Raw genomic sequence first — 12,788 nt, 5'->3', positions numbered from 1 at the left:
TTATTCGACCAGATCGATGAGGTCGGCCACCGAGTCCACCACGCGCGAGGGCCGGAACGGGTAGCGGTCGACCTGCTCCTTGGAGGTCACCCCGGTCAGCACCAGGATCGTGTGCAGGCCGGCCTCCATGCCCGCGACGACGTCGGTGTCCATGCGGTCGCCGATCATCGCCGTCGTCTCGCTGTGCCCGTCGATCGCGTTCAGCGCGCTGCGCATCATCATCGGGTTCGGCTTGCCCACGAAATACGGCTCGACCCCCGTGGCCTTGGTGATCATCGCGGCGACGGCGCCGCAGGCCGGCAGCGATCCCTCGGCGGACGGCCCGATCGGGTCGGGGTTGGTCGCGATGAAGCGGGCGCCCGCGTCGATGAGCCGGATCGCCCGCGTGATCGCCGTGAAACTGTAGGTGCGGGTCTCACCGAGGACCACGTAGTCCGGGGTGGTGTCGGTGAGGACGTACCCGACCTCGTGCAGCGCCGTGGTCAGCCCCGCCTCGCCGATCACGTACGCCGAACCCCCCGGCCGCTGGTCGCCGATGAACTTCGCCGTGGCCAGCGCCGACGTCCAGATCGACTCCGGGGGCACCTCCAGCCCGGCGCTTCGCAGCCGCACCGAAAGGTCGCGGGGCGTGTAGATGGAGTTGTTCGTCAGGACGAGGAACCGCTTGCCGGAGTCGCGCAGCTTCCTGATGAACTCATCCGCGCCCGGTACCGGGTTTCCCTCATGGACGAGCACGCCGTCCATATCGGACAACCAGCTCTCTATCGGCCTGCGCTCGTTCACCGTTCTCCTGAGTGTCGGGGGCAACTTTCACCACTTTCCATGCGAATCCAGAATGACAGGTGCCCGGCCCGGTCCGTCACCCACGCCGCACCCTGCCGCGACCGTCGTGACCAGGGCGCACTGCCGGATTCCGGCCCCTGCGGCTAGAGTCCCTGAAGGTGGAGCGAATCGAGATCAACGGGGCCCCCGCCACCGTCGAGGATCTTCGGCATCCGGCCCTGCGCAATTACGGGCACTTCAGCGCCATGCAGGTGCGCGACCGCAGGGTCAGGGGCCTGGGCCTGCACCTGGACCGGCTGGACGCCGCCACCAAGGAGCTGTTCGGCCGCGAGCTCGACGGCGAGCTCGTGCGCGCCCGCGTCCGGCACGCGCTGAGGGGCGACGTCCACGACGCCTCCGTGCGCGTCTACATCTTCGGCCGCGACCAGCCAACCTGGGGCGAGGTCGAGCCGTGCGTCATGGTCACCGTCCGGCCGCCGCAGGACCCGCCGAACCCGCCGCGCAACGTCTGGCCCGCCCCCTACCAGCGCCCGGTGCCGCACATCAAGCACGTCGGCGGCTTCGGCCAGACGTACTACCTGCGCATGGCCGAGCGCGCCGGATACGACGAGGCCCTGCTGGTCGCGCCCGACGGCACCATCGCCGAGGGCGCGATCACCAACATCGGCTTCTCGGACGGCGAGTCGATCGTCTGGCCGGAGGCGCCCATGCTGCGCGGGATCACGATGGCGCTGGTCGAGCGGGGGCTGGCCGAGATGGGCGTCCCTGCCCGCCGCCAGGTCCTGCGCCTGGCGGACCTGCCCGCGCTGCGGTCGGCGTTCCTCACCAACTCCTGGGGCATCATGTCGGTCCAGCGAGTGGGCCGGCAGCGTCTCACCGTCGACTATCCGCTGATGAAGACCCTCCAGGACGCCTACGAGAGGAACCCCTGGGACCTGATCTGAACGCCGGGAAGCCCGTCCACGGCCGACGGCGGCCACGCCGCACCGAGCGGACCGGACGCTAGGGCGCCAGGGCCGTCAGGGCCTCCTCGGCGTGGCGCATGGACGCGTCGGGGTCTGTGTCGAGGGCGGAGATCTCGGGGTCGAAGTTGAGGTCGTGGAACAGCTCGGTGAGGCCCGTGGACGCCAGCGCCTCGACGTCCGCGCGGATCTCCTGCGGCGAGCCGGTCAGCCGCGGCCGGTCGGGCAGACCCGCCTCGCGCACCTTGGTGACGCCCCGGCAGATGAACCTCAGCGACTCCGGATCGCGCCCGGCCTTGCGAGCCGCGTCCTTTACAATGTAGATCTGCTCGTGGATGGTGGCCAGGTCGGCGCGGCTGGAGCTGATCCAGCCGTCTGCCAGCTCCCCCGCGCGGCGCAGCGCCACCTCGGCCGTCCCCCCGAGCAGCACCGGCGGCGGGCCGGGGCGCGGCTTCGGGTCCTGGTGGGACGGCGGGATCTCGTAGAACTCCCCCCTGTGCGAGATGACCTCGTCGGTCCAGAGCCGCCGCAGCACCTGCAGGTACTCCACCGCCCTGCGCCCCCGGCCCTCCATGGGGACGCCCGAGGCCGCGAACTCCTCCGGCAGCCACCCGAGCCCGAGCCCGGCGTCCAGGCGCCCTCCCGAGACGGTCTGCAACGTCGCGAGCTGCTTGGCGAGCAGGGCCGGCGAGTAGAACGGCAGGTTGACGATCGCGAGCCCGAGCCGGATGCCCTCGGTGACGCCCGCGAGGTACGACAGGGTGACGATCGGATCCTGCACGGCGCGGTAGACCGGGCCGATCGGGTGGCCCACCGGGTAGAGCAGTCGCTGGAACGTCCACAGCGAGGCGTAGCCCAGCTCCTGCGCCCGGTGCGCGACGCGGGCCATGTTCGCGGGCGTCGCCCACGGGCCCGACACGGGCACCCCGAAGCCGATCTCCATGAGATCACCTTACGACCCGGACGTCGCCGTAGATTGGACCGGTGACGGTGCGGGACGAGGACGCGTCGGCCTCCACTCTGGCGCGGCGCCTCGCGCGCGTCGCCGGCGAGGGGTCGTGGACATTGCTGAAGCACACCCGGGTGACGGTCGTCCGCGCCGGTGACGTCGTGGTCAAGGCGCACCCGCCCGGCACCGACGAGACGGCGCTGGCCGCGCGCCTGCGCGTGGCTGCCGGGCTCCCGGGCGTGCTGCTGCCCCCGGCGTCGCCGCGGGTCGAGCACGTCGGCGGCCGCCCGGTCACCGTGTGGCCGGCGGGCGAGCCCGTGGACCCGGGCGATCCCGGCGCCGCGCCCTGGGAGGCCGCCGCGGGGCTTCTCGCCCGCCTGCACGCCGTTCCCGTGGACGACCTGGCCCTGCCCCCGGCCGGCGGCCCCGCGCGGGTGGCCCGCGCCGTCGCGCTCCTGGACGGCCTGGACGGCGCGTACGCGGCGCCGGCGGCGGTGGTCCGCGAGGCCTTCCGCACGCTGCCCCCGGACGCGAGGCCGGTGCCCGAGGGTCCCGCGCGCCCGGCGGCCCCTCCCCCGATCGTCCCGAGCCCCCGGCCCCCGGACGGCGGCGTGCCGCCGCGGGCGCGGCTCACGCACGGCGACTGGCATCTCGGGCAGATCATCCGATACCAGGGCGAGTGGCTGCTGATCGACGTGGACGACCTCGGCGTGGGCGTCGCGGCGTGGGATCTGGCGCGGCCCGCCGCCTGGTACGCCACGGGCCTGCTGGACCCGGCCGCCTGGGACCGGTTCCGCGGCGCCTACCTCGCCGCGGGCGGATCGGCCGTGCCCGCCGGGGATCCGTGGCGGGAACTGGACGTGCCCGCCCGCGCGTTGACGGTGCAATTGGCGGCCACGGCTGTGGCTGCGGCGGGCGCGGAGGGCCGCCCCCTCGACGAGGTCGAGCGGGCCCTGGTCTCGTCCTGCGGACGGATCACGCGCACCGCCGCCGCGCAGCAGGGTCGCCTCAGGCCAGTTTGAAGGAGATCGCCTCGATGCGTTGCCCGAAGTGCAGCGGTAACATGCGGACCTTTGACCGCAACGGCGTCCACATCGAGCAGTGTGACAACTGCCGCGGCATCTTCCTGGACTACGGAGAGCTCGAGACCCTGTCCAGGATCGAGAACCAGTGGGCGCAGCAGCAGTACGCCCCGCCGCCCCCGGCGCACGGCGGCGGCCCGGCCTGGGGTGCCCCGCAGCACGGGCACCACCGGGGCCACCACCAGCGCAGCTGGGTCGGCATGCTCTTCTCGAGCTGACGTACGCCTGTGCCTATGGCCTCGCTCCGCTCGGCTGTTCGGGGCGCCTTGGAGTCGGTGTTCTTCCGCCGTCACGCGCAAGGGATCGTTCCTCGTCCTTGCGCGTGACGACTCCAGAACGTCGCCGCGCCCCGAACTGCGCTATGGCCGCGCCTCCGGCACGGCGGTTCGAGGCGCGGCGCCGGCGCGTCAGCGGGGGAACTCGTCCGGGTCCACCTCGGAGCTCGTCGCGTTCCCCCCGAGCACCGACTGCAGGCTGATCGTCCAGATCGTGCGCTGGATCACGGTCGCGCCGCGCACCGTCCGGAACGACAGGGACCTGTCGAACCGCTTGAACACGCAGTCGCGCGTGAAGAGGCGCGAGCCCTTCTCCCAGTCGGCGCCGCTGGTGTAGTAGATCTTGTAGGTGCCGTCCGGCACGCCGTTGATCGTGACGCTCTTCTTCTTGCGGATGTAGAAACGGGTCACCACGCTCTTGCCCCGCACCACGCTGAGCACGGTGTCGAACGACCCGCCGTTCTTCACGGTCAGGCGCCCGAGCCCGCCTCGCGGGCCTCTGCGGACGAACGCGCCGTTGGCCGGCCGCCGCGTCTGTTCCTTGGGCGTTCTGAGCTTGGCGACGTCGGCCGGGTAGTCGCCCTTGGCGGCGAGGTCCCGGCCCGCCGATCTGACCTCGCCGAACCCGTCGGCCTTGCCGAGCCGGGCGAGGACGGCCGAGGGCGCGCACAGGGAGTGCCCGGCGACGCCGTCGCGCAGGGTGCCGAGGTCGCCTTCCAGCCCGCGCAGCGCCGCGAGGTAGTCGGTGTGCTCGGCGGTGACGTCAGGGGGCGGCGTGGCCGCCGAGAGGCCTTCCACGGCGTCAATCGTGGCGTTCTGGGCGCGTTCGAGCCGCTGGTCCAGTGACTTCATCGAGCGCGACTTGGCGAGGCCGTCCAGGGCGGTCCGCAGCGGGCCGGCCGCGTCCGCGAGGGTCGTGCGGTAGGCCGCGGACACGTCCACCGTGGGACTGGCGGAGACGCCGCCCTCGGGGGCCGAAGAGCCGGAGGAGCCCGAGGAGTCCGGTGGGGCTGATGTCGCCGGTGTGGCGGGACCCGGCGTGCACGCGGCGAGCGAGGCCGCCGAGGCGAGGGATAACGTCAGGGCAAGCGCGGCGGGAGTCCGCCGGGAGGCGCGCATCCGGAAATGATCGATCACGCCCGGACGACGCGTCAAGGCGATATGCCGGGCGGACAGTACGACAAAACGGGCAGGCCATTCGATAGGGCAGAAAACCAGGAGGGAACGCGGCAGTCCCGGGACGGGCCCCTCGCGCACGTGGCCACCCCTCACCCGGACGGCCCAGAGCGGGCCGCCGGAGGGCGGTCAGGGAAGGGGGCGGCGGCCGGGGAAGCCCAGCTCGCTGCGGTGGTACCAGCCAAGCGCGGTCTCGCCCTCGATCCAGCACAGGCGCACCGACTCTCCGGACAGGACGGCCGGGAAGTCGACGAGCAGGGGCGCGACGCCCTTGACCTCGATGCCCTGGTCGCCGAACCAGCCGAGGATCTCGGCGACGCGCGCCTCCAGCGCCTTGGCCTCGGCGATGCCCCCGAGCCGCGAGCGCCCGGTGCTCGCCAGGTCGTGGCCGATCTCGGCCAGGTCGGCGCGGATCGCGATCAGGTCGTTCGCGTACCCGAGCAGGGCCGGCATGAGGGCACGGGCCTCCTCGACGGTGAAGATCCTGTTCACCACGGCGCCGCCGGTGATCCGCCCCGCGCCTTGATGGCCTTGGAGCAGCGTGCCAGCAGGGCGCGCAGCGTCTGGCGCTCCTCGGGGGTGAACTCGTCGAAGATGCGCCGCTCGATCGCCACCGCCCGCTCGTCGGCGACCCGCAGGGCGGCGCGGCCGGCGTCGGTGAGGTGGGTCTCCAGGACGTTACGGTGCCAGCGGTGGCGGATGCGCCGCACGAGGCCGCGTTCCTCGAGGTTCCTGATCACGACGGTCATCGCCTGGGGCGTGACCATGCAGGCGCGGCCCAGCGCGGCCGAGGAGATGCCTGGATTGTCGGCCAGGGCGAACAACGCGGCGTACTGCGGGACCGTCAGGCGGGCCGTCCTGACCGCCTCGTTCCTGGCCGCCATGAGCTCCTGCTCGACCCGCTTGATGTCGAACCCCAGCCGCTCTCCGGCGGGCATGCTCATGACCGACATGCTATATGACCTTGGACGACACCTCACGAGCCGCCGCTCCCCCCGCCTTCCCGCTCACGTCCGCGGGATGCGCCCGGGGCCGCTCGGAGCCATGGTCACACGCGCGGTCACGGTCACACGCGCGGGGCCACCGGCGCGCGGGAGACGGGCGCGTCGTCGTCGAGGGCGTCGCGGATCACCTCGTCCACGTCCAGTTCGACCACCCAGACGCACCGCTCGTCCCCCTCACGCCGCCGCGCCCCGCCCTCGTCGCGCCCGGCGTGGCCGCCGTTCACGGTGGCGCACGCCTCGTCCACGGGAGGCCGCGAGCGGCTGAAGGCCGCGCGGAAGACGCGCTCCTCGCCCACCAGACGGCACAGACCGATCACCCTGGTGTACACGAGAGGAGCCTCCCCGTGCCCGGGACGGCACCCCGCCGTCGCCAGGCCGCCGCCGAGCGCCCGGGCGACCGCCTCGGACAGCATCGGATCACTGCTCATGTGCACCTCCGGTAACCGAGTGTGTCGCCATGGTGACACCTTCGCGTCGGCCGGGTGGCCGGAAGGCCGGAGCCGGGGGAGTTTTCTTCACCTCGGGTGGCCGTATGTCCGCAGGTGAATAAGTCATGACGAGGCGGGCATCGCCCCGCCCGCCCGCCATGCGCCCCCCTAGGACGGCGGCCGTGAGAAGGCGGCGAGCAGGCGGTCGGCGGCGAGGGACGGCGTGAGGGTGCCCTCCAGCACCTCGCGCTCGACCTCGGCGCTCAGCGCCCTGACCCCGGGATGGTCCAGCAGGCGGCTGAGCAGGCGCTCGCGCACCAGCGTCCAGGTCCAGCCGACCTGCTGGCGGCGGCGCTTGGCCGCAAGGTCCCCGGAGGCCTCCAGCTGGTCCTGGTGGCGCACGATCGTGGCCCACAGCTCGGGCAGCCCGGCCTCCTCCAGGCCGCTGCAGGTGAGCACGGGCGTGTCCCAGGTGCCGCCGCCCCCCCGCAGCAGCCGCAGCGCGCCCGCGAGTTCCCTGGCGGCCTTGCGCGCGTCCATCTCGTGCGGGCCGTCGGCCTTGTTGACCGCGATCACGTCGGCCAGCTCCAGCACGCCCTTCTTGATGCCCTGGAGCTGGTCGCCGGTCCGCGCGAGCGTGAGCAGCAGGAAGGTGTCGACCATCTCGGCGACGGCGGTCTCGGACTGCCCGACGCCCACGGTCTCGACCAGGACGACGTCGAAGCCCGCCGCCTCGACGACCACCATCGCCTCGCGGGTGGCCTTGGTGACGCCGCCGAGCGTCCCGGAGGTGGGCGAGGGCCGGATGAACGCGTTCTGGTCGGCCGACAGGCGCGCCATGCGGGTCTTGTCGCCGAGGATGCTGCCGCCCGTGCGTGTCGAGGAGGGGTCCACGGCGAGCACGGCGACCCGCAGGCCCTGGCCGGTCAGGTGGACGCCGAGCGCGTCGATGAACGTCGACTTGCCGACGCCGGGCACGCCGGTGACGCCGACCCGCCTTGCCTTGCCGGACAGGGGGGTCAGCTCGACGAGCAGCCGCTGGGCCAGGTCCCTGTGGTCGGCGCGGGTCGACTCGACCAGGGTGATGGCCCGGGCGATCCAGCCGACGGACCCCTCGCGGACCCCCTGGACGTAGGACTCAAGCACCGGCATGGCCCAGCCGGGTGGACAGGTCGCGCAGCAGGTCCAGCGCCGCGTCGGCGATCACCGTGCCCGGCGGGAAGATCGCGGACGCCCCGGCCTCGCGCAGCGCCGCGAAGTCGCCCGGCGGGATGACCCCGCCCACGACGATCATGATGTCGTCGCGGCCGTGCTCGGCCAGCCGGTCGCGCAGCTCGGGCACCAGCGCCAGGTGCCCGGCCGCCAGAGACGAGACGCCGACGACGTGCACGTCCGCCTCGACGGCCTGGCGGGCGACCTCGGCGGGCGTCTGGAACAGCGGACCGACGTCGACGTCGAACCCGAGGTCGGCGAAGGCGGTGGCGATCACCTTCTGGCCGCGGTCGTGGCCGTCCTGACCGATCTTGGCGACGAGGATGCGAGGCCTGCGGCCCTCCTCGCGCGCGAACGCGGCGCTGGCCGCCCTGACCTTCTCGACCCCGGCGGCGTCGCCGGCCTCCTCGCGGTACACCCCCGAGATGGTACGGACCTGCCCGGCGTGCCGTCCGAAGACCTCCTCCAGGGCGTCGGATATCTCGCCGACGGTCGCCTTGGCGCGGGCGGCGTCCACGGCCAGGGCCAGCAGGTTGCCCCCGCCGGCGGCGCCCCGGGTGAGGGCGGCGAGCGCGTCCCGGCAGGCCCGCTCGTCGCGCTCCTCGCGCAGCCGGCGCAGCTTCTCGATCTGCTGGGCGCGCACCGCCGTGTTGTCGACCTTGAGCACCTCGATGTCCTCGTCGGACCCGGCGCGGTACTTGTTGACGCCGATCACCGGCTGCCTGCCGGAGTCGATGCGCGCCTGGGTACGCGCGGCGGCCTCCTCGATGCGCAGCTTGGGCAGCCCCGCGTCGATGGCCTTGGCCATGCCGCCCGCCGCCTCGACCTCCTGGATGTGCCCGTGGGCGCGGCGCGCGAGCTCGCAGGTCAGCCGCTCGACGTAGGCGCTGCCGCCCCACGGGTCGATCACGCGGGTCGTGCCCGACTCCTGCTGGAGCAGGAGCTGGGTGTTGCGGGCGATGCGCGCGGAGAAGTCGGTCGGCAGGGCCAGCGCCTCGTCCAGGGCGTTGGTGTGCAGCGACTGGGTGTGCCCCTGGGTGGCCGCCATCGCCTCCACGCAGGTGCGCACCACGTTGTTGAACACGTCCTGGGCGGTGAGCGACCAGCCGGACGTCTGGCAGTGGGTGCGCAGCGACAGCGACTTGGGGTTCTTCGCGCCGAAGCCCTTGACGAGCCCGGCCCACAGCAGGCGCGCGGCGCGCAGCTTGGCGACCTCCATGAAGAAGTTCATGCCGACGCACCAGAAGAACGACAGGCGCGGCGCGAACGCGTCGATGTCCAGCCCGGCGGCCACCCCGGCGCGCAGGTACTCGACGCCGTCGGCGAGCGTGTACGCCAGCTCCAGGTCGCAGGTCGCCCCGGCCTCCTGGATGTGGTAGCCGGAGATCGAGATGGAGTTGAACTTCGGCATCCGCTCGGAGGTGTAGGCGAAGATGTCCGAGATGATCCGCATGGACGGGCCGGGCGGGTAGATGTAGGTGTTGCGGACCATGAACTCTTTGAGGATGTCGTTCTGGATGGTCCCGGCGAGCTGCTCGGGCGCCACCCCCTGCTCCTCGGCCGCCACGATGTAGAGCGCCAGCACGGGCAGCACGGCGCCGTTCATGGTCATGGACACGCTCATGCGGTCGAGCGGGATGCCGTCGAAGAGCTGCCGCATGTCGTAGATCGAGTCGATCGCCACGCCCGCCATGCCGACGTCGCCGGCCACGCGCGGGTGGTCGGAGTCGTAGCCGCGGTGGGTGGCGAGGTCGAACGCCACCGACAGTCCCTTCTGCCCGGCGGCGAGGTTGCGCCGGTAGAAGGCGTTGGACTGCTCGGCGGTGGAGAATCCTGCGTACTGGCGGATCGTCCACGGCTGGGTGACGTACATCGTCGGGTACGGGCCGCGCAGGTAGGGGGCGACGCCGGGGTAGGTGGACAGGAAGTCCAGCCCGTCCAGGTCCTCGGCGGTGTAGAGCGGCTTGACGCCGATGCCCTCGGGCGTGTCCCACACCAGGTCGCCCGGGTCCTTGCCGGTCTGCTCCTGGACGGCGCGCGCCCACGCGGCCGGGTCGGCGGGGCCCGTGCCGCCGCCGGTCAGCGGGAGTCCCGTGAAGTCGGGGATCATGGGGCCACTCCCAGGTCGTCGAAGGCGGCGCGGAGTACGCCGAGGGCGTCGCATCCGGCGTACAGCAGGGCGTCCACGCCGTCGTACTCGCCCTTGCCCGCCAGCCAGATCTTCTTCGCGCCGGCCCGCCTGAGCGCGGCGGCGACGGGGGCGGCGTGCTCGGCGTAGAGCTTGTCGCCGGAGCACAGGCAGGCGACGGGCGTGCCGCTGCGGGCGAACGCCTCGGCGATGGCTTCGGGGTCGGTGCCCGGGCCGGCAGTGACGGTGGCGAGACCGCCTGCCTCGAAGAGGTTGGCGGCGAAGGACGCCCGCGCGGTATGCGCCGCGACCGGGCCGATGGTGGCCAGGAAGACCACGGGCCGGGGCCCGGCATCGGCGGCACGGTCGGCGCGGTCGCGCAGGTCCTCGTAGGCGCCCGCGTAGCGGACGCGGGGCAGCCCTCCCCCGGCGGGCTCGGGCGCGGGCGGCCTGACCGGGCGCCGCTCCCTCAGGTCGGGGAACTCGCTGACGCCGGTGACGGGGGACGCGCGGTGGGCGATGTCGCGGGACCGGCGCGCCCAGGTGGCGGCGAGCCGCTCGGGGATCAGCCGGTCCAGGGCCGCGGCGGCTCCGCCGGCGCGCTCGATGTCCTGGAACCACGCCCAGGCGGCCTCGGCGAGGTCGGCGGTGAGCCGCTCGACGTACCAGGAGCCGCCGGCCGGGTCCAGGACGTGGGCCACGCCGGCCTCCTCGACCAGCAGGGAGTGGGTGTTGCGCGCGATGCGCCGGGCGAAGGCGTCGGGCAGGCCGAGCCGCGCGTCGAAGGGCTGGACGGTGACGGCCTGCGCGCCGCCGGTGCCCGCTCCGAAGCAGGCGAGCGTCGTGCGCAGCATGTTCACCCAGGGGTCGCGGGCGGTCATCATCGCCGAGGAGGTGACCGCGTGCTGGACCTGCCCGCCGTGCCCGGGGACGCCGCAGGCCTCGGCGACCCTCGCCCACAGCCGCCGGGCCGCGCGGAACTTCGCGATCGTGAGGAACTGGTCGGCGGTGGCGGCGTACCGGAACTCGATCTGGCCGAACGCCTCCTCGATCGTGAGGCCGCCGTCGGTGAGCGCGCGCAGGTAGGCGACCCCGGTGGCGATCGAGCAGCCGAGTTCGTCGGCGTCGCCGCCGCCCGCGTCGTGATAAGGGGTGGCGTCGACGGTGATCGCGCGCAGCCCGGGGTACCCGGCGGCGCGGCGGGCCAGGGCGGCCAGCGCGGCGGGTTCGGCGAGCGGGGTCTGGACGCCGGTGCGGGCGCGCAGGCCGAGGGGGTCGGCGCCGAGGTTGCCGCCCGCGGGGCCGGCGCCGAGCCCGGCGGCCAGCCGCAGGTAGACGTCGGCGGCCTCCGCCGTGCGGGCTCCGGCGTCGAGCACGACGGGGGCGAGGTCGAGGTAGACGCCGTCCAGCGCCTGGGGCAGGGCGGCCGGGTCCAGGCCGCCGTCGCCGAGGACCAGCCACAGCGAGGTGACGCCGTTCTCCAGGTCCGCCAGCACGGCCTCGCGGGTGGCGGCCGGGTCGGGGTGGGCGTGGCGCTGGCGCACGTCCCAGCCCCCCGGCGCGGCGCCCGCGGCCCGGGCGCCCCTGACGTACGGCGCGAATCCGGGAAGCCCGGCGTCCCCCGGCAGGTCGGCGGCGTCGTACAGCGGCGCGACCGTCACGCCGTCGTAGGTGGTGAAGGACATGGAGGCCAGGGCCTCCTCGGGCGAGCCCACCTCCACGCCGGATTTGCGCAGCACGCCCACGGCGAGCCGCCCCCAGTCGTCCCGCGTGGCGGGAGTGAACCCGGCGGCCGGTCGGAACTCCTCAGGCTGCACCCTCATGTCCCGGATCGTAAGCGCTCGTCTCTCGGGCCGGGACGCCGGGGACCCCTCTGCGAGATCGGTGTCGCTCGGCGTGACCAGGAGGGCGGCGGCCGGGAGGACCGTCGAAGATCAGGTCTCCCGGCCAGGACCGGAGGGCGAGCGGTCTGGCAGCCCGTCAGGAGAGCGGGGCCTCCCAGGCGGCGTCCCAGGTGACCTTGCCGACGACGCCGTCGGGGTCGAGGCCCCGCTCGCGCTGGAAGGCGACGCACACCGCCTTGGAGGCGGGCCCGTAGGCACCGTCCGCGTCGATGTTCGCGCCGCGCTTCTTCATCTGGGCCTGCCAGGTGCGGACGTCGTCGCCGCGCATGACCGGCGGGTACTTGAGCAGGCGGCCGGGGAACTTCGGGTGGCCGCCGGGCTCGGGGTCGGGGGGCGTCTGCCCGCCGCCCGGCCGGGGCGCGCCCTTCTTGACCCAGGCGTACAGGGTGTCGCCGGGGCAGTCGGTGGAGTAGCCGTCGCGGTGGCCCTTGATCTCCGGGCCGGCGCCGCCGGTCTCGCGGAGGTAGTCGATGGCGTCCAGGACGCCGTGGAGCATCTCGTCGTTGGGCTGGATCAGGCCCGCGTTGCCGACGAGGGCGAGGACGGCGTAGTGGCCGCTGTTGAGGTCGGGGCCGTTGGCGGCGGGCAGATGCTTGGGGCCCCGGCCGACGAAGACCTTACGATGCGGACAACTGACCATACTGTATCCGATATCCAGCCAGCCGTTGCCGTCCATGTGGAAGTTCTGGATGGACCTGACCATGGCGACGCAGCGGTCGTGGTCGTCCAGGATCGCCGGTTCCACGCGGCCGCCCGTGTAGTGAACTTTGACGCCTTTCGTGGAGGTCAGCGTGGAATAGGAACCTCTGGGGGCACGGGCTCCCCAGTCTTTGCGCGACACGATGTCGATGGCCACCAACAACTCCAGGGGGAACGAGCGCTTTC

The 12,788-nt window shown here is 73.2% G+C and carries 13 protein-coding genes; 3 read left to right on the top strand and 10 right to left on the bottom strand.

Annotation, left to right across the window (positions count from 1 at the left end; translation table 11 throughout):
* A complete protein-coding gene (locus AB0H21_RS10885) occupies positions 1-783 on the bottom strand; it encodes an HAD-IIA family hydrolase (RefSeq protein WP_358514457.1) in 783 nt (260 codons plus the stop codon).
* Between the two features lie 158 nt (positions 784-941).
* On the opposite strand from AB0H21_RS10885, the gene AB0H21_RS10880 reads away from it, so the two are divergent.
* Positions 942-1,727: an aminotransferase class IV family protein gene (locus tag AB0H21_RS10880; RefSeq protein ID WP_358514455.1), complete on the top strand. Its 786-nt coding sequence runs from the start codon at positions 942-944 to the stop codon at positions 1,725-1,727.
* A 58-nt stretch (positions 1,728-1,785) separates the two neighbouring features.
* Here AB0H21_RS10880 and AB0H21_RS10875 read toward each other — a convergent pair whose 3' ends face one another.
* Positions 1,786-2,688 carry a TIGR03619 family F420-dependent LLM class oxidoreductase gene (locus AB0H21_RS10875; protein ID WP_358514453.1) on the bottom strand — a complete coding sequence of 301 codons (903 nt, stop codon included), beginning with the start codon at positions 2,686-2,688 and terminating at the stop codon, positions 1,786-1,788.
* Between the two features lie 41 nt (positions 2,689-2,729).
* On the opposite strand from AB0H21_RS10875, the gene AB0H21_RS10870 reads away from it, so the two are divergent.
* Together AB0H21_RS10870 and AB0H21_RS10865 are read left to right on the top strand one after the other, a co-directional pair.
* Positions 2,730-3,716 carry an aminoglycoside phosphotransferase family protein gene (locus tag AB0H21_RS10870; RefSeq protein ID WP_358514451.1) on the top strand — a complete coding sequence of 329 codons (987 nt, stop codon included), beginning with the start codon at positions 2,730-2,732 and terminating at the stop codon, positions 3,714-3,716.
* A gap of 14 nt (positions 3,717-3,730) precedes the next feature.
* Complete coding sequence (locus tag AB0H21_RS10865) at positions 3,731-3,994, top strand: zf-TFIIB domain-containing protein (protein ID WP_358514449.1); 264 nt, start codon at positions 3,731-3,733, stop codon at positions 3,992-3,994.
* A gap of 189 nt (positions 3,995-4,183) precedes the next feature.
* Here the strand turns inward: AB0H21_RS10865 and AB0H21_RS10860 are convergent, their stop codons facing one another.
* The 8 genes from AB0H21_RS10860 to AB0H21_RS10825 form a co-directional block, all read right to left on the bottom strand.
* Entirely contained in the window at positions 4,184-5,188 is a 1,005-nt protein-coding gene (locus tag AB0H21_RS10860; RefSeq protein WP_358514447.1) for a hypothetical protein, read from the bottom strand.
* Between the two features lie 168 nt (positions 5,189-5,356).
* A complete protein-coding gene (locus tag AB0H21_RS10855) occupies positions 5,357-5,722 on the bottom strand; it encodes a DUF2203 domain-containing protein (protein ID WP_358514445.1) in 366 nt (121 codons plus the stop codon).
* A complete protein-coding gene (locus AB0H21_RS10850) occupies positions 5,716-6,171 on the bottom strand; it encodes a MarR family transcriptional regulator (protein ID WP_358514443.1) in 456 nt (151 codons plus the stop codon). Before AB0H21_RS10850 ends, AB0H21_RS10855 begins: the two co-directional genes overlap by 7 nt.
* A gap of 122 nt (positions 6,172-6,293) precedes the next feature.
* Complete coding sequence (locus tag AB0H21_RS10845) at positions 6,294-6,659, bottom strand: hypothetical protein (protein WP_358514441.1); 366 nt, start codon at positions 6,657-6,659, stop codon at positions 6,294-6,296.
* 168 nt (positions 6,660-6,827) lie between these two features.
* Entirely contained in the window at positions 6,828-7,811 is a 984-nt protein-coding gene (gene meaB / locus AB0H21_RS10840; RefSeq protein WP_358514439.1) for a methylmalonyl Co-A mutase-associated GTPase MeaB, read from the bottom strand.
* Positions 7,798-9,981: a methylmalonyl-CoA mutase gene (gene scpA / locus AB0H21_RS10835; RefSeq protein WP_358514437.1), complete on the bottom strand. Its 2,184-nt coding sequence runs from the start codon at positions 9,979-9,981 to the stop codon at positions 7,798-7,800. The genes meaB and scpA overlap by 14 nt, the downstream gene beginning before the upstream one ends.
* Positions 9,978-11,822: a methylmalonyl-CoA mutase subunit beta gene (locus tag AB0H21_RS10830; protein WP_358514435.1), complete on the bottom strand. Its 1,845-nt coding sequence runs from the start codon at positions 11,820-11,822 to the stop codon at positions 9,978-9,980. Before AB0H21_RS10830 ends, scpA begins: the two co-directional genes overlap by 4 nt.
* A 157-nt stretch (positions 11,823-11,979) precedes the next feature.
* A complete protein-coding gene (locus AB0H21_RS10825) occupies positions 11,980-12,759 on the bottom strand; it encodes an N-acetylmuramoyl-L-alanine amidase (RefSeq protein WP_358514434.1) in 780 nt (259 codons plus the stop codon).
* Positions 12,760-12,788: the final 29 nt, after the last annotated feature.

It is taken from the genome of Sphaerisporangium sp. NPDC051011, from assembly GCF_040653595.1.
In the GTDB taxonomy this organism is placed as follows: Bacteria; Actinomycetota; Actinomycetes; order Streptosporangiales; family Streptosporangiaceae; genus Sphaerisporangium.
This window is presented reverse-complemented; position numbering and strand designations above follow the sequence as displayed.

What these genes read in the sequence shown, in the direction of transcription:
- AB0H21_RS10875 (WP_358514453.1), bottom strand. Translation starts at nt 2,688, where the DNA reads ATGGAGATCGGCTTCGGGGTGCCCGTGTCGGGCCCGTGGGCGACGCCC.
- AB0H21_RS10865 (WP_358514449.1), top strand. Translation starts at nt 3,731, where the DNA reads ATGCGTTGCCCGAAGTGCAGCGGTAACATGCGGACCTTTGACCGCAAC.
- AB0H21_RS10850 (WP_358514443.1), bottom strand. Translation starts at nt 6,171, where the DNA reads ATGAGCATGCCCGCCGGAGAGCGGCTGGGGTTCGACATCAAGCGGGTC.
- AB0H21_RS10845 (WP_358514441.1), bottom strand. Translation starts at nt 6,659, where the DNA reads ATGAGCAGTGATCCGATGCTGTCCGAGGCGGTCGCCCGGGCGCTCGGC.
- meaB (WP_358514439.1), bottom strand. Translation starts at nt 7,811, where the DNA reads ATGCCGGTGCTTGAGTCCTACGTCCAGGGGGTCCGCGAGGGGTCCGTC.
- scpA (WP_358514437.1), bottom strand. Translation starts at nt 9,981, where the DNA reads ATGATCCCCGACTTCACGGGACTCCCGCTGACCGGCGGCGGCACGGGC.
- AB0H21_RS10830 (WP_358514435.1), bottom strand. Translation starts at nt 11,822, where the DNA reads ATGAGGGTGCAGCCTGAGGAGTTCCGACCGGCCGCCGGGTTCACTCCC.